Consider the following 21,989-nt stretch of genomic DNA (forward strand, 5'->3'; position numbering starts at 1 on the left):
CGAGTCGTTGAGAGTCCTTTGCGGCATCTTTATTCGCAGATCCCGCGGTCTGCGGTGGTTCCGGGAAACGTCAGCCCCGAACCGCCGGGCGGAGAGGGGGAACTGCCCGCCTTCTCACCGGAGGATGCCGCATGGGACGCGTTCGGTGAAGGGGTGTCACCCGACGGATCCGAATCCGGCCCGCCCGCCGTGCGCCGCGGTGGCTCCACGGAAACCGGCTGGTCCTTGGCCAGTCTGCGGAACAGACGGTCGGCGGACGGCTGCACCAACTCGTCGCGATTGGCGTCGTAGCGGTACTCCCTGCGCGGCACGGTCATGAACTGCACATGGTCGGCAGGAATGCTGCGCATGCTGCGCACCAATTCGTACAGGCCGGTGAGCGAAGCCAGGCCCTTGTCGGTGGTGAGAGAACTCGTCGCGGCATCCAGCAGTGGATAGAGCCGGGCCGGATTGAGCAGCACACCATTGCTCTGCACTTTCTTCACGAGAGCGCCAAGGAACTGCTGTTGGCGTTCCATACGCTGCGTGTCACTGCCGTTACCCAAGCTCTTTCGGACCCGTACGAATCCGAGCGCGTCCTCGCCGTGCAGCGTCTGCCGGCCGGCCGGCAGATCCAGCCGGGCCTCACGGTCGTGGATCGGCCGGGGCACACAGACCTCGACGCCGTGGACCGCGTCCACCACCTTCTTGAACCCGACGAAGTCGATGATCATGTGGTGGTCGATGCGGATGCCGGTCATCCTCTCGACCGTACGGATCGTGCAGGCGGCACCGGCGAACTGGAACGCCCAGTTGAACTGCGTGGTCTGCGCCGGCATCCGCTTGCCGTCCGAGCGGGTGCAGGACGGCACCTTCACCATCAGGTCGCGCGGGATGCTCACCGCGGTGGCGCGGTGCCGGCCGGCCGCGAGGTGCAGCAGGATCGCGGTGTCCGAGCGCTGGGTGCCGTTGTCCGCGCCGTACGCGCCGTTGCCGTCGCCGCGGGTGTCGGAGCCGATCAGCAGGATGTTCTCGGCGTCCGTCGGGCCGCCCTTGGGCCGCTCGGCCTCGTACTTCTCCAGCTCGGCCTGGGTATTGATGTCGGTGCGGATGTTGCCGTTGAGCTTGCTGTAGAGCACGTAGCCGGTGCCGGCCAGCGCCAGCAGCACCACCGCCACACCGAGAGCGGCCCAGCGCGGCCAGCGGCGCCTGCGACGCGGCGGCCGTCCCTGGCTCGTCTCCCCGGGATCCGCGTCCGTCTTCCCGGGCCCTGGCTCCGCCCCTTCCGGCTCTGCGCCCGTCCGCTCCGGCCCCGCGCCTGTCCCCGGCGCCGGCTGCTGCGGCGTCGGCCCGGTGCCCTCGTCGGGGTTCTCGGGGTCGGACGGGTTCTCGGGGCTGTTGGTCACGTGTGCGTCCGTCCTTCCCGGAGCCGGCGTCGTTCCCCCACCCCCGAAGCCACCCCCACCCCTCCTCCGAAGGGGGAGAGCCCGCACCCGGAGCCCGAGCCGGGGAGGCGGCCCGGTCCGACCCCGCGCAGGGTGGTGCGTACTCAAGATCATGGCCCCGAACCGGCGGCGGGGCCGTCCCGGCGGACCTCCCTGTCCGCCGGACGGGGGACGCGGGGCGCGAGGAGGAGTCCGGGGCTCAGGAGGCGGCGGGCGCGGTGAACGTGATCTTCTCGGTGGCCTTGCGGGCAGCCGCGCTCTCCTGGTCCAGCCGCTCGGGATGGCGGCAGAGCACCACGGAGCCGCCGGTGGCCAGCGGCGCGTACAGGCCGTACGACAGGCCCTGCCAGCCGTCGTACCCGAGGCCCGACAGCACCCTCGGTGTCTCGGGCATCCCGGCGGCGGCCGCGTCGGCCAGTGCGCGGGCCGCGATCCCGGACCCGGTCAGCTCCTCGCCGCCGACGGCGAGCGCCGGGTCGGCGGCCCGTACCGGGGCGAACGGCGCGAAGCGGTCGCCCTGGCCCGGCACCTCCACCGCGTAGTCGGCGAAGCCCTCCGGCGGCTGCGGGAAGCGGCCGCCCAGCGGGCGCAGGGCCAGCGCCACCCGTTCCCCGGAGCAGGCGCGGGCGGCGGCCAGCTCGTCCGGTCCGCTGACGACGAGGTCGGCGGCGGCCGGGTCGCCACCCACGTCCGCGAGTACGCCGACCGACGAACACGCCACCAGCCAGACGGCGGTCTGCCAGTGGGCGGGCAGCAGCAGCGCCAGCCGGTCACCGGGCTCGGCGGCCAGGTCGCCCTGGAGGTAGTTGGCGGTCTTCGCCACCCAGTTGGCGAAGGTCGCGACGGAGAGTTCCACGCGCTCGCCGGTGGCGTCGTCGTAGAAGGTCACGAGCGGGCGGGCCGGGTCCGCGGCGAGCGCGGAACGCAGCAGGTCGGCGGGGGTGCGATCGGTGGCGTTCACCGTCGCAAGATTACGCGGGCGCCGGCCGGCCGCCCGGCGGAGGCGGAGAGGCGTCCGTACGGTGCGGCCGACGGCCCGTCAAGCCGCGGGCAGGCACCGGCGTCCGGCCCGGCCGGGCCCCGCGGCTCACGGTCCGTCAGCGCGGGCGGCAGGCCGGCGGCTGCGGTGAAGTGGCGGGCGAAGTGAACCGATGCACCGCCGGCTACGTCCTACCGACCACGGCTGCGGCCGGGCCGCCACCTCGGCTTCTCCGGCCTCCTTGGCCCCGCCCGTCCCGCCGCCGTCGCCCGTCCCGCTGACCCTGACCGGAAATCCGTCTGCCTACACTGGTCCGCCGATCGGCCGACCCCAGCAGGAAGCAGAGAAGACAAGGTGACTGAAGCGATCCTCCTGGTCGGCGGCAAGGGCACGAGGCTGCGCCCGCTGACGGTGCACACACCCAAACCCATGGTCCCGGCGGCCGGTGTGCCGTTCCTGACCCACCAACTGGCGCGCGCCCGCGCCGCGGGTGTCGACCACATCGTCCTCGCCACGTCCTACCTCGCCGAGGTCTTCGAGCCGTACTTCGGCGACGGCTCGGATCTGGGGCTGCACCTGGAGTACGTCACCGAGGAGGAGCCGCTGGGCACCGGCGGCGCGCTCCGCAACGTCGCCTCCCGGCTGCACTCGGCGCCCGGCGACCCGGTCCTGATCTTCAACGGCGACATCCTCACAGGACTGGACATCCCGGCACTCGTCGACACCCACCGCACCAGCGGCGCCGACGTCTCGCTGCACCTGACCCGGGTCGACGACCCGCGCGCCTTCGGTCTTGTGCCCACCGACAGCACCGGCCGGGTCAGCGCCTTCCTGGAGAAGCCGCAGACCCCCGAGGAGATCGTCACCGACCAGGTCAACGCCGGCGCCTACGTCTTCAACCGCTCGGTCATCGACACCATCCCCGCGGGCCGCCCGGTCTCCGTCGAGCGCGAGACCTTCCCCGGGCTGCTCGCCGACGGCGCTCACCTCCAGGGCATGGTCGACTCGACCTACTGGCTCGACCTCGGCACCCCGCAGGCGTTCGTCCGCGGCTCCGCCGACCTCGTCCTGGGCCGCGCCCCGTCCCCCGCCGTGCCGGGGCGCTGCGGCGAGCGGCTGGTCCTGGAGACCGCCGATGTCGCACCGGACGCCAAGCTCACCGGCGGCAGCGTCGCCGGGCCGCGCAGCCGGATCGGGGCCGGCGCCCGGATCGACGGCAGTGCGGTGCTGGCGGACGCGGTGATCGAGCCGGGCGCCCGGATCCGTGACTCGCTGATCGGCGCGGGGGCCAGGATCGGGGCGCGCACGGTGCTGGACGGCGCTGTGGTCGGCGACGGTGCGGTGGTCGGCGCGGACAACGAACTGCGCGACGGCATCCGCGTGTGGTGCGGCGCCGCCATCCCGGCGGGCGCGGTCCGCTTCTCGTCGGACGAGTAGCCGGCCGGGCGAACGGCGAATGACCGGTCGGCCCGGCGCACGGCGAACGGGCGGCCGCGGGGCGGGCCCGCGGCCCCCCCCCGACGCCCGCCGCCCCACCCGCCCTATCGCCTACCCTGGCCAGATGCCCGCCCGCACCTGGGTTCCGCCCGGCCCGTACGACCTGCACCGCACGCTCGGTGTGCTGGCGCGCGGCCCCGGCGACCCCGCCTTCGCGGTGCGCGGTGACGAGATCTGGCGGGCCTGCCGCACGCCGCAGGGCCCCGGCACGCTGCGGTGTGCGGCCCGTCCGGCGGCCGGCGCCGTCGACGCCGAGGCGTGGGGCCCTGGCGCCGACTGGCTGCTGGAACGACTGCCCGAGCTGCTGGGGGAGTGCGACGACCCGGCGGCGCTGACCCCGCGGCACCGCATCGTGCACGAAGCCCGCCGCCGCCACCCCGGCGTCCGGCTGGCCAGGACAGGGCTGGTCCTGGAGTCGCTGATCCCCTCGGTCCTGGAACAGAAGGTCACCAGCGACGAGGCGTACCGCGCCTGGCGGCTGCTGCTGCAACGCCACGGCGAGCCCGCGCCCGGCCCCTGGGACCGGATGCGGGTGATGCCCGATCCGCGCGGATGGACGCTGATCCCGTCCTGGGAGTGGCACCGCGCGGGGGTCGAGGACAAGCGCGCGGCGACGATCCTGCGCGCGGTACGCGCCGCCCGCCGGATGGAGGAGGCGGCGGGTATGGACCTCGCGGCCGCCACCCGCCGGCTGACGGCGATCGAGGGCATCGGCCCGTGGACCGCCGCCGAGACGCTGCAACGCGTTCTGGGAGCCCCGGACGCGGTCACCGTCGGCGACCTGCACCTGCCGAAGATCATCGGCTATGCGCTCACCGGCCGCCGCGGCACCACCGACACGGAGATGCTCGACCTGCTCGCGCCGTACGAGGGCCAGCGGCACCGCGCGGCCCGGCTGGTCCTGCTCTCCGGCCGGACCCCGCCGCGCCGCGCGCCGCGCTTCCCCGTGGGCGACATCGCCAGGCTCTGACCCGGGGACGGCGGCCCCGCCCCTGGACGCCTGGGCCCTCAGCGCACCACCACGAAGTCCGCACTCTCCCTGGCGGGCCGTTCCTTCGGCGCCGCCGCCGGACGCCCGATGGCCACCGCGCCCATCGGATCCCACTCCGCGGGAAGCTCCAGCACCTCGCGGACGACGTCCCGGCAGAACATCGTCGACGACACCCACGCCGAGCCGAGCCGCTCCCCGGCCAGCGCGACCAGGAAGTTCTGGATCCCCGCGCCGTTGGCGACGACGAACATCTCGCGCTCGGCCGCGTTGCGCCGCGCGTCCGGGTAGGTGTGCGCCCCGTCCGCCACCAGGCAGGGCACCGCCAAGTACGGTGCCTGCCGCAGCACATCGCCGCGCCTGACCCGCTTGGCGACGGATTCCTCGGAGAAGCCGTCGCGGCGCAGGTCCGCGATCCAGGCGTCCCGCATCGCGTCCAGCAGCCGCAGCCGGCTCGCCTCGGACTCCAGCAGCACGAACCGCCAGGGCGTGGTGTGGTGCGGGGCCGGTGCGGTCACCGCCGCGGCGACGGCCCGGCGCACCGCGCCGCCGTCCACCGGATCGTCGGTGAACTCACGGACCGTTCGCCGCAGCGTCACCGCCTCGCGCACCGCCTCCGACGTGCCCAGCCGGAACATGTCGTCGTCGGCACCTCGCACCAGCGCCCGCGCCCCTTCGCCGTCGCCCGCTTCCTCGACGACGTGCGGCAGTCCGCGCACCACGGCGACCGGCAGCCCGTCGGCCTTGCCCTTCACCAGGTCGCCGGCCGCGGCCAGTTCGTCGGCGGTGGCCACAATCGTCGCGCTGAGCGGATTGCCGTACGCGTCCGTGCCGCCGCGCAGGTCGTCAAGGACCCGGACGCCGGCCGCGCCGATGGCGACGTCGGTCAGCCCGGAACGCCAGGGCCGCCCGAAGGTGTCGCTGATGACGATCCCCACGTCGACGCCGAGCACCGCACGCAGCCCCGCGCGCAGGGCACGCGCCGAGGCGTCCGGGTCCTCCGGCAGCAACAGCACCGTCCCCGCAGGGGTGTTGGAGGCATCGACACCGGCGGCCGCCATCACCAGACCCAGCCGGTTCTGCACGATCCGCAGCCCGCCGCGCCGGGCGACGACGCGTACGGTCTCCTGGTCGATGGCGGCCTCGCGGTCGGCCGCCTCCAGGACCCGGCCCTCCGCCTTGCTGACGATCTTCGAGGTCACCAACAGGACGTCGCCGTCGGCGAGTCCGGGCAGTCCGTCGGTGGTGGCCGCCGCGGCGATCACCTTGACGAGGTCATCGCCGGGCCGCACCTCGGGAATCCCCGGCAGCGCCCAGACACGGTATCCAAGTGGCGTACCGCTCATGCCCGTACCTCCTCGGCCAGCGCCAGCGCCTCGCGCACCATCGCGGCCGTCGCGTCCACGTCCGTCATCATCAGCGGGACGGCACGGCAGCGGATGCCGGCCGCCTCGACCTCGCCGACCGACCCGGCGTCGACGGTGTCCACCAGCCAGCCGTCCAGCAGCCCGGCGCGCTCGGTCTGTGCGACGGAGCGCCCCTTCGCGCCGTAGTACCGGGCCACCGCTGCGGCCGTGGACTCGACGTCGACCGCGGCCAGCACCTTGTCGGCCATGCCGCGCACCGGCGCGTCACCGACGATCGGCGACAGGCCGATGACCGGCGCACCGGAGGCCGCGACGGCGTCCCGGATGCCGGGCACCGCGAGGATGGTGCCGATGCTCACCACGGGGTTGGACGGTGGGAAGAGGATCAGGTCGGCGTCGGCGACGGCCTCCAGCACGCCGGGCGCGGGCGTGGCCTGCTCGGCGCCGACAGGCACCACCGCGTGGGCGTCCACCGAGGCGCGCATCCGCACCCAGTACTCCTGGAAGTGGACCGCCCGCCGCTCCCCGCCCTCCCCGATGGCGACGTGCGTCTCGACGCGGTCGTCGGTCATCGGCAGCAGCCGCACCCCGGGCTGCCAGCGGGCGCACAGCGCCTCGGTGACGGCGCTGAGCGCGAAGCCGGCGTCCAGCATCTGGGTCCGCACGATATGGGTGGCGAAGTCCCGGTCGCCGAGCCCGAACCACTCGGGCCCGACGCCGTACGCCGCCAACTCCTCCTTCACCCGGAACGATTCGTCGTCCCGGCCCCACCCCTGTTCCTCGTTGATGCCGCCGCCGAGCGTGTACATCACGGTGTCGAGGTCAGGACACACCTTGAGCCCGAACAGATGGATGTCGTCACCGGTGTTGCCGATGACGGTGATGTCCGCTTCCGGAGCCGCTGCCTTCAGTCCCCGCAGAAAGCGGGCGCCGCCGATACCGCCGGCCAGAACCACAATGCGCATAGAAACAGTGTGTCAGCCGCAGGCTGTCGTTGAGGGGTGGTGGTCGGGCGACGGGAGGGCCAGTGTGTCAGCCGCAGGCTGTCGTTGAGGGGTGGTGGTCGGGCGACGGGAGGGCCGGTGTGTCAGCCGCGGACCGCTGCTGAGGGGCGGTGGTCAGTGGTCGACGGGTTCCGCGGCGGGGGCGGCGCAGCGGGCACTGTGCATGGGCATGTCCGTCAGCCCGGGGAAGTAGATGTGCAGGCTCACGGCCGGCGTCAGGGAGTCGTTGACGACCTCGTGGACGTAGCCGGGGGCGAAGACGCGCTGCGCGCCGGCCCGCAGGGTGTGGTGGCCGGCCGGGGCGCGTTCGGTCAACTCGCCTTCCAGCACGGTCAGTACGCCGGACGACTGCCCGTGATCGTGCCGCCCGCTGCCCTGCCCAGGCACCCAGCTCAGGAGCCAGACCTCGTAGCCGAGCGGGGCCTCCTCTGCTCGGGCGGAGCCGAGAGCCTGGGGGACCGCGCGCAGCCGGTGGTACCAGCGGGTGGTGGTGTCGTAGCGGACGAGCGGGGCCCACGTGCCGCGGTCGGCCGCGATCTTGTTGGCCAGGCCCACGAAGCCGGCGACGGTGGCCGGATGGGCGGGGACGGGCGGCAGCAGGTGGGGGATGGCGAGCGGGTCGCCGGCGATCTGGACGTCGCTGTTCATGTGCTTCGGGTTCCTCGGCGGACGAGCGGGGATGACGCGAACGGGGTGCGGCACGACGCGGTGGAGTCCCGGTAGGGGTACAGCGCGGTGCTCACGGAGCAGGAGTGCTGCGGGGGGTGGCGCGAGCGGAAAGGCTGGAGCTCGGTGGCTTCAACAGCTGGAACAGCGACAGCGGGCCTGAGCAGCGCAGAGCGACCCGTAGGCACGGGTCGGTCCGGGTGCGGAGGTCGCTGGCATGGGAACAAGCAGACCGGGTCCTTCGCGGGATGTCAACCGGATGCCGGGTTTGCAGGAAATGTTTCACCTCATCCGGTTACTCCGTACGGCGAAAGGTTTGTGCAGCGAGAGGTCCGGAGAAGTCGCCCTTCAACCGCGCCCGCAAACGTCGTTGCCGTCTTGTGATCACCCTGTGATCTTCTTCGCTTCGGCGCGCGGGGTGCAACGGGAGTGCCGTCGGTCACGTCCCTGTTGATGAGAGGGGCGCACAGTTCGAATGCGCCCTGGGAAGTGTCCTGGTTTTTGGTGATTTGAACACTTTCCGCATACGCTTGGTTCCGCAGAGTGAATAAGAGGCCCAATAGCAGATCTCGGCTTGACTGGCCCGGATCCGCGCACTTGTAATTTCACTCGTGTCGTTCAGCCGTTATCGATCACGGCAACATCACGGGGACGTAAAGACAGACGAGGGGCGCACATGACCGAGCTGTTCGAAGAATTGCTGGTCGAGGAGGCGGACGAGGAGCTCGGCTGGCAGGAGCGCGCACTGTGCGCCCAGACCGACCCGGAGTCCTTCTTCCCCGAAAAAGGCGGCTCCACCCGCGAGGCCAAAAAGGTCTGCCTCGCGTGCGAGGTCCGCTCCGAGTGCCTGGAATACGCCCTCGCCAACGACGAACGCTTCGGTATCTGGGGCGGTCTGTCGGAGCGCGAGCGGCGACGACTGAAGAAGGCCGCCGTCTGAAGGCGGCCCGGCGGTCCGCCAGGCCGACGGCGCGCGGACCCGCAGGCCCCGCCGCCGTGCCACGCCAACTCCCCATATCCCCCAATAACGAACAGTCCGCCTCCGGTGCGCTGCACGCCGGGGGCGGACTGCTGCGTACGGAGCCGGTCGGTGCCCCCGCGCGAACCATTAGTGTGGGGCCCCGTCCGAGACGTGCCAACGCCCCTTGGGGGCGCGCGCGTCCCTCGTAGTCCGTCGCAGTGTCTTCCGGGGGTGCCGGCCCAGAGCGGCTTCGCCGCGGGCCCGAACTCCCGGGTCCGGAGGGCCCGTACCTCGATGTCCGTGCACAGCCAGTCGGCGGCCCAGGCCGCCGCACCATCCGCCGCCGCACCGGAGTTCCCGCGGCATGTCGTCACCGCCGTGCTCGTCTCCCACGACGGCGCCCGCTGGCTGCCCGATGCGCTCGCCGGGCTGCTCGGCCAGGAGCGCCCGGTGCAGAACGTCATCGGTGCCGACACCGGCAGCGCGGACGACTCCGCCCAGCTGCTCGCCGCCTCCATCGGGGACGAGCGGGTGCTGCACCTCGCCCGCCGCTCGGGATTCGGCACCGCCGTCGACGAAGCGGTCCGCACGGCAAGCGTGCTGACCCCCGACGACCTGCCGTACCTACGGCGGCCCAGCGGCTGGGATCCGGTCAGCCGCAGCTGGCGTGACGACGCGTACGATCTGCCGGAACTGCCGCACGGCGAACCCGTCCAGTGGCTCTGGCTGCTGCACGACGACTGCGCCCCCGAGCCGACCGCGCTCGCCGAGCTGCTGCGGGTCGCCGACGCCAGCCCGTCGACCGTCATCGTCGGCCCGAAGCTGCGCAGCTGGTACGACCACAGGCAGCTGCTCGAAGCCGGTGTCAGCATCGCGCGCAGCGGCCGCCGTTGGACCGGACTGGACCGGCGGGAGCAGGACCAGGGGCAGCACGACCAGGTCCGCCCGGTCCTCTCGGTCTCCACCGCGGGCATGCTCATCCGGCGCGACGTCTACGAGGAGTTGGGCGGCTTCGACCGCCGGCTGCCGCTGATGCGCGACGACGTCGACCTGTGCTGGCGCGCCCAGGCCGCCGGCCACCAGGTCCTGGTCGCCCCGGACGCGGTGCTGCGGCACGCCGAGGCCGCGGCCCGCGAGCGCCGCACCGTCGACTGCGTCGGCCGCCACGTGGCGAGCCCGCACCGCGTCGACAAGGCCGGCGCCGTCTACACCCTCCTCGCCAACACTCGCGGCGCACTGCTTCCTTACGTCCTGCTGCGGCTGCTGATCGGCACCGTGCTGCGGGTGCTGGCCTACCTCGTCGGCAAGGTGCCGGGGCAGGCGCTCGACGAACTCGCCGGGCTGTTCGGCACCTTGCTGCGGCCGGGGAAGATCCTCGCGGCGCGCAAGCGCAGAGGCCGGTCCGCCGTCGAGGCGAGCGAGCTGCGGCCGCTGTTCCCGCCGCCCGGCGCGACCGTACGCGCCACCGTCGAACAGGTCGTGGGCAACATCGGCGGCCGGGCGGCACCGGACGTCGCATCGGCGGGCCGGCACGGTGCGGTGGAGTCGGGGCCCGGCGGTGACGACGCGGACTTCCTGGAGATCGAGCAGTTCGCCCGGCTCAAGCGGATCGCCCGCAGGCCGGCGCCGGTGCTCTTCGCGGTGCTGCTGCTGGTCTCGCTGGTCGCCTGCCGCGGGCTGCTCGGCTCCGGTTCGCTGACCGGCGGCGCGCTGCTGCCGGCGCCCGCGCACGTCTCCGAGCTGTGGGCGTCGTACCTCGACAGCTGGCATCAGGTCGGCGTCGGCGACACCGCGTCGGCGCCGCCGTACCTCGCCGTGCTCGCGCTGCTCGGCACGCTCTTCTTCGGCAGCACCGGCTTCACGCTCACCCTGCTGCTGGTCGCGTCCGTGCCGCTGGCGGGCCTGACCGCCTACTTCGCCTCCCGCCCGCTGGTCGCCTCCCGGCTGCTGCGGGCCTGGGGCGCCATCGCCTACGCGTTCCTGCCCGCGGCCACCGGCGCGCTGGCCGGCGGCCGGCTCGGTACCGCGGTGCTCGCGATCCTGCTGCCGTTGATGGCCCGCGCGGCCGTCGCGGCGAGCGGGCTGCGGCTCGCGCCCGGCGCACGTCCCAACTGGCGGGCGGTCTGGGCGCTGGCGCTGCTGGTCACCTTCACCATGGCGTTCACACCGGTCGTCTGGCCGATCGCGGTGCTGCTCAATCTCGCGCTGCTGGTACTGCGGGCGGTGGACGGCAGCCGGAGCCTGCTCCCCGGCTATCTGCTGCGTTTCCTGGCCGTCGCGGTGGCCCCGCTGCTCGTGCTCGCGCCGTGGTCGCTGTCGCTGCTCGCGCACCCCGCGCGCTTCTTCCAGGAGGGGGGCCTGGAGTTCGGTGCGGGCTCCGCGTCCGTGCTCGACCTGCTCGGCATCAGCCCCGGCGGCCCGAAGGCCGCGGGCGGCCTGCTGCTGATCGGCGTGGTGCTCGCGGCGCTCGCCGCGACCCTGCGCGACCAGCGGCAGAAGGCGATCCGTACCGCCTGGGCCGTCGCGCTGGCCGGGCTGCTGTTCGCCGCGCTGGGCAACGGATCCGGCTGGACCGGGCCCGCGACGCTGGTCTACGGCCTTGCGCTGCTGTGCGCGGCGGCGGTCGGCGCGGAGGGCATCCGCACCCGGATGGCCACGCTCGGCTTCGGCTGGAAGCAGCCGGTCGCCGTGCTCATCGCGCTGGCGTCCGTCGTGGCCCCGCTCTACGCGGCGGTCAGCTGGATGCTCACCGGTGCCGCGGGGCCGCTGGAGCGGCGTGACGCCGTCCAGGTCCCGGCGTTCGTCGCCGAGGAGTCCGACACCGCCGACCGGGCCCGCACGCTGGTGCTCGACGGCAGCGCGGGACACGTCGACTACTCCCTCGTCCGCGGCTCGGGCGCCCGGCTCGGCGACGCCGACCTGGCCGCTTCGGCGGGCGGGGACGCCAGGCTCGGCGGCATCGTCGCCAACCTCGTGGCCGGCTCAGGCGCCGACCAGACCAACCAGCTCGGCGGCTACGCGGTCCGCTACGTCCTGGTACGCGACGGCGCCCCGCACGAGATGAGCCGGGTCCTGGACGCGACCCCGGGACTGACCCGGCTCAGCCAGGACGACGGCAGCGCACTGTGGCGCGTCGACCGCCGGGTCTCCCGGGTCTCGATCGTGCCGGGCGAGGCCAAGGACGGCACGCAGGCCGGCGAGGCGGCGGCGCCGATTCCGGTCGCCGCCGGGCCCGTCGATGCGCACACCCAGGTGCCGGACGGCGCCGAGGGCCGGGTGCTGCGGATCGCGGATGCCGCGGACGAGGGCTGGCAGGCCACGTTGAACGGCACCCCGCTCAAGCCCGTCACGCTCGACGGCTGGGCCCAGGGCTTCGCGCTCCCGGCCGGCGGCGGCCGCCTCGACCTCACCCACGAGAACGCGCTCGGCCACAACCTCTGGCTGGGCGCCCAGGCGCTGCTCGCCGTCGTCCTGGTGGTCCTGGCGCTGCCGGGCCGCCGCCGGGAGATCGACGACGACCTGCCGGAGGAGACCGCTGCGGCGGCCGCGGCACAGGCGGCGGCCGCCACCGGTGACGGCCGCCGGGCCCGCCGGCTCCGGGCCGCCGCGGAGGCCGCGGGCACCGCTCCCGAGACGCCGGAGTCCGGCATTCCGGAGCCCAGGGACGGCACGGCGGATCCGGCGGCCCCGCCCGCCCCCGCAGCGGCACCCGGCCAGGAGGCCGCCGCGCACGACCCGTATGCGGCGGTGCCCCCGCAGGCGCCCTACGACACCTGGCAGGGCGCCCCGCACCCCGGCGACCAGCAGTCCTATGCGCCTGCCGACCCCTACCAGGCGGGACAGCAGCCGTACGGACAGCCGTACGCGGCCGACCCGTACCAGCAGCCCGCCCCGTATCCGGCCGATCCCTACCAGGCGGGCGGCTACGACCCGTACGGCTACGGACAGCAGCCCTACCAGGGGGCGGGGGAGCAGCAGTCCTACCCCGGTGCAGGGCAGCAGCCGTACGACGGCAGCGGTCAGCAGTACGCCGACGGCCTCCCGCAGGTCCAGCCTCAGCAGCCCTACGACGACGGCACGACGTTCCACGGCTCCTACCCCGAGCCGCGCCGTGACGGGAGCGACCAGCAGTGAAGCGCACCATGATGTCCCTCATCGGCGCGGGCGTCGCGCTCGCCGCCGTCACCGGTGTCGCGGCCGTCGCGGCGCCCGGCGGCACGGAGCGGGGCGCCCCGCAGGGCGCCTCCCGGATGCCCGTCCAGCGCTCCGCGCTGCTCTGCCCGGCCCCGACCTCATCGGAGGTCGGCGAGACCACGTACACCGCGTTCGCACCCAAGAGCGCCGCGGACGCCGCGGGCAAGGACGCCGCCAAGGGCACGGCCGAGCTGCTGCCGGCCGGCACCGTCAAGGACAGCGGCGGCACGGGCAAGGGCGACAAGGGTGACAAGGGCGACAAGGGGGGCAAGGACGGCAAGGGCGGCGCGGTCGAGGGGCCGCAGGCCGTGCCGCCGCACGACCGCAAGCCCGTCGTGCCGCTGAAGTCCGCCGGCACGCCGGTCACCGCGACCACCAGCAGCTCCGCAGCCCCCGCGCTGGTGGGCACCGCCGACGGCGCGCTGGCGCCCGGCTGGAGCGTCCAGCAGACGACGTCGGTGGCGGCGGGTGCGGGCCGCGGGCTGTTCGGGCTCAGCTGCGTCGCGCCCGACACCACCTTCTGGTTCCCCGGCGTGAACACCGGCAAGGACCGCCAGGACTACGTCCACCTGACCAACCCCGACTCCACCCAGGCCGTCGTCGACCTCGAACTGCGCGGCAAGGACGGCAGGCTGGCCGCGGGCTCGGGCGAGGACATCTCGGTGCCGCCGCACACCACGGTCCCGGTGCTGCTCTCCACCCTGGTCTCGTCCCCGGGGTCCGCGGACACCGACGCGGCGCTGCACGTCACCACCCGTGAGGGCAGGGTCGGCGCATCCGTCCAGGCCACCGACGCCGAGACGGGCGGCGACTGGCTGCCGGCCGCGGCCGACCCGGCGCCCGGCGCGGTGCTGCCCGGCATCCCCGCCGACGCCACGTCCGTACGGCTGACCGCCGTGGCCCCGGGCGACGACGCCGACCTGAAGGTCCAACTGGCCACTCCGACCGGCCTGATCACCCCGGCCGGCGTCCAGACGCTGCACGTCAAGGGCGGCATGACGACGACCGTCGACCTCAAGGACATCACCCAGGGCGAGGCCGGCTCGCTGGTCCTGACCCCGGCCGACGGCGGCTCGAAGGCGCCCGTCGCCGCGGCCCTGCGGGTGATCCGCGGCAAGGCAGGTCACCAGGAGATGGCGTTCATCCCGTCGGCCCGGCCGGTCGAGGAGCGCGCGACGGCCGCCGACAACCGCGCCAAGGGCAGCACGCTGTCGCTGGTCGCGCCGGAGAAGGGCAAGGACGCGAAGGTCACGGTCACCGCGTCGGCCGGCAGCGGCGGCGGCGCCCCGGCGAGCAAGACGTACACGGTCAAGGGCGGCACCACCATGGCCGTCGAACCGCCGCGCCCGCAGGGCCTGAAGGGCTCGTACGCGCTGACCGTGGAGCCGGTGGACGGCAGCGGTCCGGTCTATGCGGCGCGGACGCTGGCGCAGCCGCAGGGCGGCATCCCGGCGTTCACCGTGCAGACGCTGCCGGACGACCGTGGCTCGGTCGTCGTGCCGACCGCGGGCCAGGACCTGTCCCTGCTGACCGACTGAGCCGGCGGACCCGCGCGGTGTCAGTCCTGGCCGTAGCGCGGGTCCACCGATTCCGGTGCCAGGCCGAGGAGTTCGGCGACCTGCTCGACGACGACCTCGTGGACGAGCAGGGCGCGCTCGTCGCGTGACTTGGTGCGGATCTCCACCGGGCGCCGGTAGACCACGATCCGGTCGCGATCGGGTCCTTGGGCCGGCAGTACCCGGCCCAGCGGGACCGTCCCGTCGTCCGTCTCGTCCGCTCCGCCGGCGTCCGGGCCGAAACCCGGCACCTCCAGGATCAGGAAGTCGACCTCGGAGAGCTGCGGCCAGCGCCGCTCCAGGCGGTCGCGCGAGTCGTAGACGAGATCCACGAACGCGTCGGCGCGGCTGACGGACAGCGGCACCTGCGGCGGGGCGATCGGGCCGCGCATGCCACGGCCGTGGCGGTCACGGCGGCGCGGGCGCGGTTCCGTCGGGCGGGGCGGTACGGACATGTCCATCAGCATCGAGCCTAGAGGAGTACGCCCGAAGTCGTGCCTCTCCGGCGGCGTCCGGCGCAGCTGCCCGCGCCGCTCCCGCGACTGCGCGCGGAGCGTCCCGTCCCTGTCGGCAGATGACCGGTCCGATAACGATTGTGTTCGTTCGGTGGCGCATCCCGGATCGTGGACAACCGGTGGAATGACGCGAATTATGCCGTGCGGCAGCGGGATCCCCGGGCCCGCAGGGCCTGTTCCGGGCTGCTCGGTGCAGGCCGTCCCGAGCAGGTGCAGGTCAGACGCACCGGACGAAGCGGGACGACACGGTCGGGTGAGCCGGAGGTGAGTCGTCGCGGCCCGGTCAAGAGTGCGGTACCGTCCAACGTCGTGAGCCCTGTACGTCGCTGTTCGCGCACTGCGTGCGGCCGCCCCGCCGTCGCAACGCTGACGTACGTCTATGCGGATTCGACCGCCGTGCTCGGACCGCTCGCCACCTACGCCGAACCGCACTGCTACGACCTGTGCGCCGAGCACTCCGAGCGACTGACCGCCCCCCGTGGCTGGGAAGTCGTCCGGCTGGCCATCGATCCCGGACCCGTCCGTCCCAGCGGTGACGACCTCGAAGCGCTCGCCAACGCGGTGCGCGAGGCCGCCCGTCCGCAGGACCGGCCCTCCGGCGGCCCCGGTGGCGAGCGGTCCGCAGGCCGCGAATCCCGGCCGACGGAGGTCGCCCGCCGCGGCCACCTCCGCGTGCTGCGCTCGCCGGACTCCTGACCGCCGGCTCCGTCGTCCGCAGGTCCGGCCCGCCGCCTCCCGCCCGAGCCGCCGATCCGCTCAGCAACCCATCGGTGACAGAGGGTTGACGCCGCCTGGCGTGGACACGACCATGCCTCCACTCCCGCAAGATCCGCTTCCGTATCGCGGAACCGGCAAGGGGAGTCGTCCACGCCTGGAGGCCCTGTGTTCGTCCAGCAACTGGAGCCGGTGGCGGACTCGCTCGCGCTGTCCGCGCTCGTCGCCGCACTGCCCCTGGTCACCGTCCTCGTCCTGCTCGGCGCCGTCCGGACGCCCGCCCACCTCGCAGGGCTCAGCGGCCTGGCCGCCGCCCTCGCCGTCGCCGCACTCGCCTACCGGATGCCGGCCGGCCAGGCGCTCTCCGCCGCCGCCCAAGGCGCACTCTTCGGCCTCTTCCCCATCCTGTGGATCGTCGTCAACGCCCTGTGGGTGTACCGGATGACGGTCCGCACCCGGCACTTCGACGTGCTGCGCCGCTCCTTCTCCCGGCTCTCCGCCGACCCCCGCATCCAGGCGCTGGTCATCGCCTTCTGCTTCGGCGCGCTGCTCGAAGCGCTGGCCGGGTTCGGGGCGCCCGTCGCGATCAGCGCGGTGATGCTGGTCGCCCTCGGCTTCGACCCGGTCAAGGCCGCCGTCGTCGCCCTCGTCGCCAACACCGCGCCCGTCGCGTTCGGCGCCATGGGCACCCCCGTCGTCACCCTCGCCCAGGTCACCGGCATCCCGCTGGACGACGTGGCGTCCGTCGTGGGCCGCCAGACGCCGCTGCTCGCGCTCGTCGTGCCGCTGCTGCTGGTCTTCCTCGTCGACGGGCGGCGCGGGCTGCGCGAGACCTGGCTGCCCGCGCTCGCCTGCGGATCCGCCTTCGCCGCCGTCCAGTTCGCGGCGTCCAACTACGTCTCCGCGCAACTCGCCGACATCGGCGCCGCGCTGCTCGGCGCCGCGGCACTGGTCGCGGTGCCCGCCGCCCGCCGCCCCGCCACCGAAGCGGTACGCACCGCGGTCCTCACCGGCGTACGCAGCCAGGACCTGGACTCCCGCGACACCCGCCGCGAAACGGCCCGCGCCTACGCGCCCTACGCGCTGATCGTGCTGACCTTCTCGCTCGCCCAGATCCCGCCGGTCAAGGGCCTGTTGGACACCGCGACCCGGACCTTCGACTGGCCCTTCCTGAACGTCGCGGACCCGTCCGGCGAGCCCGTCGGCGGCAACCTCTTCGCCCTGCCACTGCTCGCCACCGGAGGCAGCCTGGTCCTGCTGGCCGGCATCCTGACCGCCGCCGTGCTCGGTGTGCGGGCCGGCGCCGCGGCCAGGGAATGGGCCGCGACCGTATACGAGTTGCGCCGGGCGCTGCTCACCGTCACCTCGGTCCTGGCGCTCGCCTACGTCATGAACCTCTCCGGACAGGCCGCCACCATCGGCCACTTCGTCGCCGCGGCCGGTGCCGGGCTCGCCTTCCTCTCGCCCGTACTCGGCTGGTTCGGCGTCGCCGTCTCCGGCTCCGACACCTCTGCCAACGCCCTCTTCGGCGCCCTCCAGGTCAGCGCCGCCCGGCAGTCGGGGCTCGCACCCGAACTCCTCGCCGCCGCCAACAGCGCGGGCGGGGTGCTCGGCAAGATGATCTCGCCGCAGAACCTGACCATCGCCTGCGCCGCCGTCGGCCTCGCCGGGCGGGAGGGAGACCTGCTGCGCAAGGTGCTGCCGTGGAGCCTGGGACTGCTGCTGGTGATGTGCCTGATCGTCACCGGCCAGAGCACCGCCGCCCTCGGCTGGATGCTGCCCTGACCGCCCCGGGACGGCTCAAGAGGCCCGCACGCCGGGGGCGTCAGGGCCGCCTGGCCCGTACCCGCCGTCCACGCGGCCGTGTCCCGCACGGCCGGGTAGGTTGGGGCATCCGTAGAGACTCCAGGAGGGCTGGCTGTGGCTGATCTGTCGCAGATCGTGAAGGCGTACGACGTGCGCGGTGTGGTCCCCGACCAGTGGGACGAGAGCCTCGCCGAGCTGTTCGGCGCGGCCTTCGTCGAGGTCACGGGGGCGGACGCGATCGTGACCGGGCACGACATGCGGCCCTCGTCGCCGGGCCTCGCCGGTGCCTTCGCCCGTGGCGCCGCGGCCCGCGGCGCGGACGTCACCGAGATCGGCCTCGCCTCGACCGACGAGCTGTACTTCGCCAGCGGCGCCCTCGGGCTGCCGGGCGCGATGTTCACCGCCTCGCACAATCCGGCCCAGTACAACGGCATCAAGATGTGCCGGGCGGGCGCCGCCCCGGTCGGCCAGGACACCGGCCTCGCGGACATCCGCGCCCTGGTCGAAGGCTGGTCGGACGAGGGCGCCCCGCCGCCCGCCGACCGCACCGGGACAATCGTGCAGCGCGACGTACTCGGCGACTACGCCGCCCATCTGCGCTCGCTCGTCGACCTCTCGGGCATCCGCCCGCTCAAGGTGGTCGTGGACGCAGGCAACGGCATGGGCGGCCACACCGTGCCGACCGTCTTCGAGGGCCTGCCGCTCGAACTGGACGCCCTCTACTTCGAGTTGGACGGTTCCTTCCCCCACCACGAGGCCAACCCGCTCGACCCGAAGAACATCGTGGACCTCCAGGCCCGGGTGCGGGAAGTCGGCGCCGACATCGGCCTGGCCTTCGACGGTGACGCGGACCGCTGCTTCGTCGTCGACCAGAACGGCGACCCGGTCGCGCCGTCCGCGATCACCGCCCTGGTGGCCGCCCGCGAGCTGGCCAAACACCCCGGCGGCACGGTCATCCACAACCTCATCACCTCGTGGTCGGTCCCCGAGGTCGTCGAGGAGAACGGCGGCCGCGCGGTGCGTACCCGGGTGGGCCACTCCTTCATCAAGGAAGAGATGGCGAAGACCGGCGCCATCTTCGGCGGCGAGCACTCCGCGCACTACTACTTCCGCGACTTCTGGAACGCCGACACCGGCATGCTCGCCGCGCTGCACGTGCTGGCGGCGCTCGGCGGGCAGCAGGGAACGCTGTCGGAGCTGGTCGCGCAGTACAACCGCTATGCGGCGTCCGGCGAGATCAACAGCACCGTCGACGACCAGGCCGGCCGCCTCGCCGCGATCCGGGACGCGTACGAGGGCCGCGAAGGCGTCACCCTCGACACCCTCGACGGCCTGACGGTCACCGCCGCCGACTGGTGGTTCAACCTGCGCGCCTCCAACACCGAACCGCTGCTGCGCCTGAACGTCGAGGCCCGCGACATCGCCACCGTCGAGCGGGTACGCGACGAAGCACTGGCGATCATCCGGGGCTGAGCCCCCGAAGGGCGGGGCAGCCCACGGCCGCCCCGCCCCGGCAACCCCCGCCGGACAGGCCCCGCCCCCCGGTACGGCGGTACGCTGGCGGGGCCGCAACCACCCTGAAGGAGCAGACCCCATGCCGGTCGAAGCCAGCCTGATCGAGATCCTCGCCTGCCCGGCGTGCCACGCCCCGCTGGCGGACAGGTCGGCGGCCGACCCCGCCGAACTGGTCTGCACCTCCGGAGACTGCGGCCTCGCCTACCCCGTACGGGACGGCATCCCCGTCCTCCTCGTCGACGAGGCCCGCCGCCCCGCCTGACCGGGCGCCCGCCGGGCCCGCCCCGGCACCGCCCGGCGTTCCCCGCCCGTACCGGCGATTCGGAGGCCGCGCCCACCATGCTCGACGAGTCACTCCTCGACACTCCCGAGGCGCTGGCCCGCGCCGACCGCTACGGTCTGCTGCGCGGCGTCGCCGAATCCGGCGCCCGGGTCCGCACCGCGGCCCGCAGCGCCACCGAGGCCGGCATCCCCGACCTGGTGCCCGACGGGCGGCCGCGCGCCGTCCTCGTCGCAGGACCCGGCCCGGTCGCCCCCTGCGTCGCCGACCTCTTCGGCGCGCTGGGCCGCGGCAGCTGCCCGGTCACCCTCATCCCGTCCACCGGTGTCGCGCCGCTGCCCGGCGCCCTGCGGTGGGCGCTGCCCGGCTGGAGCGGTCCGCTCGACCTCGTCCTGATCACCGGACCCGACGGCTCCGACAGCGGCCTCGCCGAACTGGTCGAACAGGCATACCGCCGCGGCTGCTCCGTCGTCGCCGTCACCCCTGCGGGCTCCCCGCTGGCCGAAGCCGTCACCCAGGCCCGCGGCCTCGCCGTCCCGCTGGCGACCACCGCGTACGACGACCAGTTCGACGTCGAGGGCGCCCCGCCCGCCGCCCCCGGCACCCTCTGGTCGCTGCTCATCCCGATCCTCGCGCTCGCCGACCGGATCGGGATGCTCAGCGCCCCGCCCGAGGCCCTGGCCCACCTCGCGGACCGCCTCGACGAGCTGGCCGAACGCTGCGGCCCGGCCGTCGCCACGTACTCCAACCCGGCCAAGATGCTGGCCGCCGAGGTGGCCGACGCGCTGCCGCTGATCTGGACCGAAGGAGCCGTCGCGGGCGCCGTCGGCCGGCACTTCGCCGGCGAACTGGCGAGCCTGGCCGGCCGCCCCGCGCTCGCCGCCGAGCTGCCCGAGGCGCTGACCGCGCACCGCACGCTGCTCTCCGGGCCGCTGGCCGCCGACGCCGACCCCGAGGACTTCTTCCGCGACCGCGTCGAAGAGCCGGCCGCCCTGCACGCCAGGATCGTCCTGCTCCGCGAAGGGCCGCCGGGACCGCTGTCCGCCACCGGCGCCGCGCACACCCTCGCCGACGAGCGCGACACCGCCGTCAGCGCACTCGAACCGGCGGGCGGCACCGATCTGGAGATCGCCGCCGAACTCCTCGCCATCGCGGATTTCGCCGCCGTTTACCTCGCGCTCGCCGACACCGAGTGATCATGTACGGCCGGGGCGTGGGCCGGAACGGACCGCGCCCGGCGCCGGCCACCGACCGGTGACCCCGCCCGCCCGTACGACGTCAGGAAGCAGCAGCCCCATGGACCGCCTCGTCAACACCGTGCGCCCCTATGCCTGGGGCTCCACCACCGCCATCCCCAAACTGCTCGGCACCGAGCCGACCGGAGAGCCCCAGGCCGAGATGTGGATGGGCGCCCATCCCGGCGCTCCCTCCCGCATCGACCGCGGCGCCGGCCTCGTCCCGCTGTCCGAAGTGATCGCGGCCGCCCCCGAGGCCGAACTGGGCGCCGCGTCCGTACGGGCCTTCGGCCCCCGGCTGCCGTTCCTGCTCAAGCTCCTCGCGGCCGGATCCCCGCTCTCCCTCCAGGTCCACCCCGACCTCGCCCAGGCGGCGGAGGGCTTCGCCGACGAGGAACGCCGCGGCGTCCTGCTCGACGCCGGGCACCGCAACTACAAGGACACCCAGCACAAGCCCGAGCTGATCTGCGCCCTCACCCCGTTCGAAGGGCTCTGCGGCTTCCGCCACCCGGCACAGGCCGCCGACATCCTGGAGGGCCTGGACGTCGACGACCTCAAGCCGTACGTCGACATCCTGCGCGCAGGACCCGAGGACGCCGCCCTGCGCGAGGTGCTGACCGCCGTCCTGAGCGCCGAGCCCGCCGCGATGGCCGAGACCGTCGAGCGGGCCGCCGCGGCGGCGGACGAACGGAGCGCGGAGGGCGGTCCGCACGCCGCCGCATACGCCGCGTACGCCTCCCTCGCCCACCACTACCCCGGCGACCCCGGCGTCCTCGCCGCCATGCTGCTCCACCACGTCCAACTCCAGCCCGGCGAAGCCCTGTTCCTCGGCGCCGGCATCCCGCACGCCTACCTCGACGGCCTCGGCGTCGAGCTGATGGCCAACTCCGACAACGTGCTGCGCTGCGGCCTCACCCCCAAGCACGTCGATGTCCCCGAACTGCTGCGTATCGTCCGCTTCGAGGCAGGCGACCCCGGCGTGCTGCGCCCGGAGGCGGTGGACGGCGAGGAGATCTACGAAACCCCCGTCGACGAGTTCCGGCTCTCCCGCTTCGTCCTCGCCCCCGGCGCCGCCCCCCGCCCGCTGGAACCCGGTACGCCACAGGTGCTGCTGTGCACGGCGGGCACGGTCGAGGCGCACACCGCGGGCACCACGGACGGCGGGACGCTGACCCTCGCACCGGGAGAGTCGGCGTTCGTCCCGGCCGGCGAGCAGGTCACCGTGTCCGGCGACGGCACCCTCTTCCGCGCGAAGGTCATGGCATAGCAGGGTGGCCGGGCGAAGGCC

Annotated in this window: 17 protein-coding genes; 11 read left to right on the plus strand and 6 right to left on the minus strand. The window is 73.9% G+C overall.

Translation table 11 applies throughout. The features are described 5' to 3' along the window. Nucleotides 1-29: 29 nt before the first annotated feature. Together LIU39_RS27945 and LIU39_RS27950 are read right to left on the minus strand one after the other, a co-directional pair. Nucleotides 30-1,385, minus strand: a complete 1,356-nt coding sequence (locus LIU39_RS27945; protein WP_227049684.1) for an LCP family protein — start codon at nucleotides 1,383-1,385, stop codon at nucleotides 30-32. Nucleotides 1,386-1,623: 238 nt separating this feature from the next. Beyond that, nucleotides 1,624-2,385, minus strand: coding sequence for a TIGR03089 family protein (locus tag LIU39_RS27950; RefSeq protein WP_227049685.1), 762 nt, complete (start codon nucleotides 2,383-2,385; stop codon nucleotides 1,624-1,626). A gap of 372 nt (nucleotides 2,386-2,757) precedes the next feature. On the opposite strand from LIU39_RS27950, the gene manB reads away from it, so the two are divergent. Beyond that, the gene (gene manB, locus LIU39_RS27955) at nucleotides 2,758-3,840 is read left to right on the plus strand and encodes a mannose-1-phosphate guanylyltransferase (protein WP_227049686.1); all 1,083 of its coding nucleotides are present in this window, start codon (nucleotides 2,758-2,760) and stop codon (nucleotides 3,838-3,840) included. Nucleotides 3,841-3,964: 124 nt separating this feature from the next. Beyond that, entirely contained in the window at nucleotides 3,965-4,870 is a 906-nt protein-coding gene (locus LIU39_RS27960) for a DNA-3-methyladenine glycosylase family protein (protein ID WP_227049687.1), read from the plus strand. A gap of 38 nt (nucleotides 4,871-4,908) precedes the next feature. On the opposite strand, the gene LIU39_RS27965 is transcribed toward LIU39_RS27960, so the two are convergent. From LIU39_RS27965 to LIU39_RS27975, 3 genes are all read right to left on the minus strand, one after another. Continuing rightward, entirely contained in the window at nucleotides 4,909-6,234 is a 1,326-nt protein-coding gene (locus LIU39_RS27965; RefSeq protein WP_227049688.1) for a coenzyme F420-0:L-glutamate ligase, read from the minus strand. Then, on the minus strand, nucleotides 6,231-7,220 hold the full coding sequence (gene cofD / locus LIU39_RS27970) for a 2-phospho-L-lactate transferase (RefSeq protein ID WP_227049689.1): 990 nt from the start codon (nucleotides 7,218-7,220) through the stop codon (nucleotides 6,231-6,233). Before cofD ends, LIU39_RS27965 begins: the two co-directional genes overlap by 4 nt. 153 nt (nucleotides 7,221-7,373) lie before the next feature. Beyond that, the gene (locus LIU39_RS27975; protein WP_227049690.1) at nucleotides 7,374-7,907 is read right to left on the minus strand and encodes a cysteine dioxygenase; all 534 of its coding nucleotides are present in this window, start codon (nucleotides 7,905-7,907) and stop codon (nucleotides 7,374-7,376) included. A gap of 694 nt (nucleotides 7,908-8,601) precedes the next feature. On the opposite strand from LIU39_RS27975, the gene LIU39_RS27980 reads away from it, so the two are divergent. The 3 genes from LIU39_RS27980 to LIU39_RS27990 all read left to right on the plus strand — a co-directional run bounded on the left by LIU39_RS27980 (nucleotide 8,602) and on the right by LIU39_RS27990 (nucleotide 14,618). Beyond that, nucleotides 8,602-8,865, plus strand: coding sequence for a WhiB family transcriptional regulator (locus LIU39_RS27980; RefSeq protein WP_030266018.1), 264 nt, complete (start codon nucleotides 8,602-8,604; stop codon nucleotides 8,863-8,865). 315 nt (nucleotides 8,866-9,180) lie between these two features. After that, a complete protein-coding gene (locus LIU39_RS27985; protein ID WP_227049691.1) occupies nucleotides 9,181-13,020 on the plus strand; it encodes a glycosyltransferase family 2 protein in 3,840 nt (1,279 codons plus the stop codon). Further along, nucleotides 13,017-14,618 carry a DUF5719 family protein gene (locus LIU39_RS27990; protein ID WP_227049692.1) on the plus strand — a complete coding sequence of 534 codons (1,602 nt, stop codon included), beginning with the start codon at nucleotides 13,017-13,019 and terminating at the stop codon, nucleotides 14,616-14,618. Before LIU39_RS27985 ends, LIU39_RS27990 begins: the two co-directional genes overlap by 4 nt. A gap of 20 nt (nucleotides 14,619-14,638) precedes the next feature. Here the strand turns inward: LIU39_RS27990 and LIU39_RS27995 are convergent, their stop codons facing one another. Further along, entirely contained in the window at nucleotides 14,639-15,097 is a 459-nt protein-coding gene (locus LIU39_RS27995; RefSeq protein ID WP_227049693.1) for a metallopeptidase family protein, read from the minus strand. A gap of 318 nt (nucleotides 15,098-15,415) precedes the next feature. Here LIU39_RS27995 and LIU39_RS28000 point away from each other — a divergent pair, with 318 nt between their 5' ends. The 6 genes from LIU39_RS28000 (at nucleotide 15,416) to manA (ending at nucleotide 21,968) form a co-directional block, all read left to right on the plus strand. Continuing rightward, complete coding sequence (locus tag LIU39_RS28000; RefSeq protein ID WP_227049694.1) at nucleotides 15,416-15,847, plus strand: DUF3499 domain-containing protein; 432 nt, start codon at nucleotides 15,416-15,418, stop codon at nucleotides 15,845-15,847. 186 nt (nucleotides 15,848-16,033) lie between these two features. Next, nucleotides 16,034-17,650: an L-lactate permease gene (locus tag LIU39_RS28005; RefSeq protein ID WP_227049695.1), complete on the plus strand. Its 1,617-nt coding sequence runs from the start codon at nucleotides 16,034-16,036 to the stop codon at nucleotides 17,648-17,650. A gap of 135 nt (nucleotides 17,651-17,785) precedes the next feature. Then, entirely contained in the window at nucleotides 17,786-19,144 is a 1,359-nt protein-coding gene (locus tag LIU39_RS28010; RefSeq protein ID WP_227049696.1) for a phosphomannomutase/phosphoglucomutase, read from the plus strand. A gap of 121 nt (nucleotides 19,145-19,265) precedes the next feature. Next, nucleotides 19,266-19,448, plus strand: coding sequence for a Trm112 family protein (locus LIU39_RS28015; RefSeq protein ID WP_227049697.1), 183 nt, complete (start codon nucleotides 19,266-19,268; stop codon nucleotides 19,446-19,448). 77 nt (nucleotides 19,449-19,525) lie between these two features. Then, nucleotides 19,526-20,662, plus strand: coding sequence for an SIS domain-containing protein (locus LIU39_RS28020; RefSeq protein ID WP_227049698.1), 1,137 nt, complete (start codon nucleotides 19,526-19,528; stop codon nucleotides 20,660-20,662). A 100-nt stretch (nucleotides 20,663-20,762) separates the two neighbouring features. Continuing rightward, nucleotides 20,763-21,968, plus strand: coding sequence for a mannose-6-phosphate isomerase, class I (manA, locus tag LIU39_RS28025; RefSeq protein ID WP_227049699.1), 1,206 nt, complete (start codon nucleotides 20,763-20,765; stop codon nucleotides 21,966-21,968). Nucleotides 21,969-21,989: the final 21 nt, after the last annotated feature.

It is taken from the genome of Streptomyces pinistramenti, assembly GCF_020564935.1.
Taxonomy (GTDB): domain Bacteria; phylum Actinomycetota; class Actinomycetes; order Streptomycetales; family Streptomycetaceae; genus Streptomyces; species Streptomyces pinistramenti.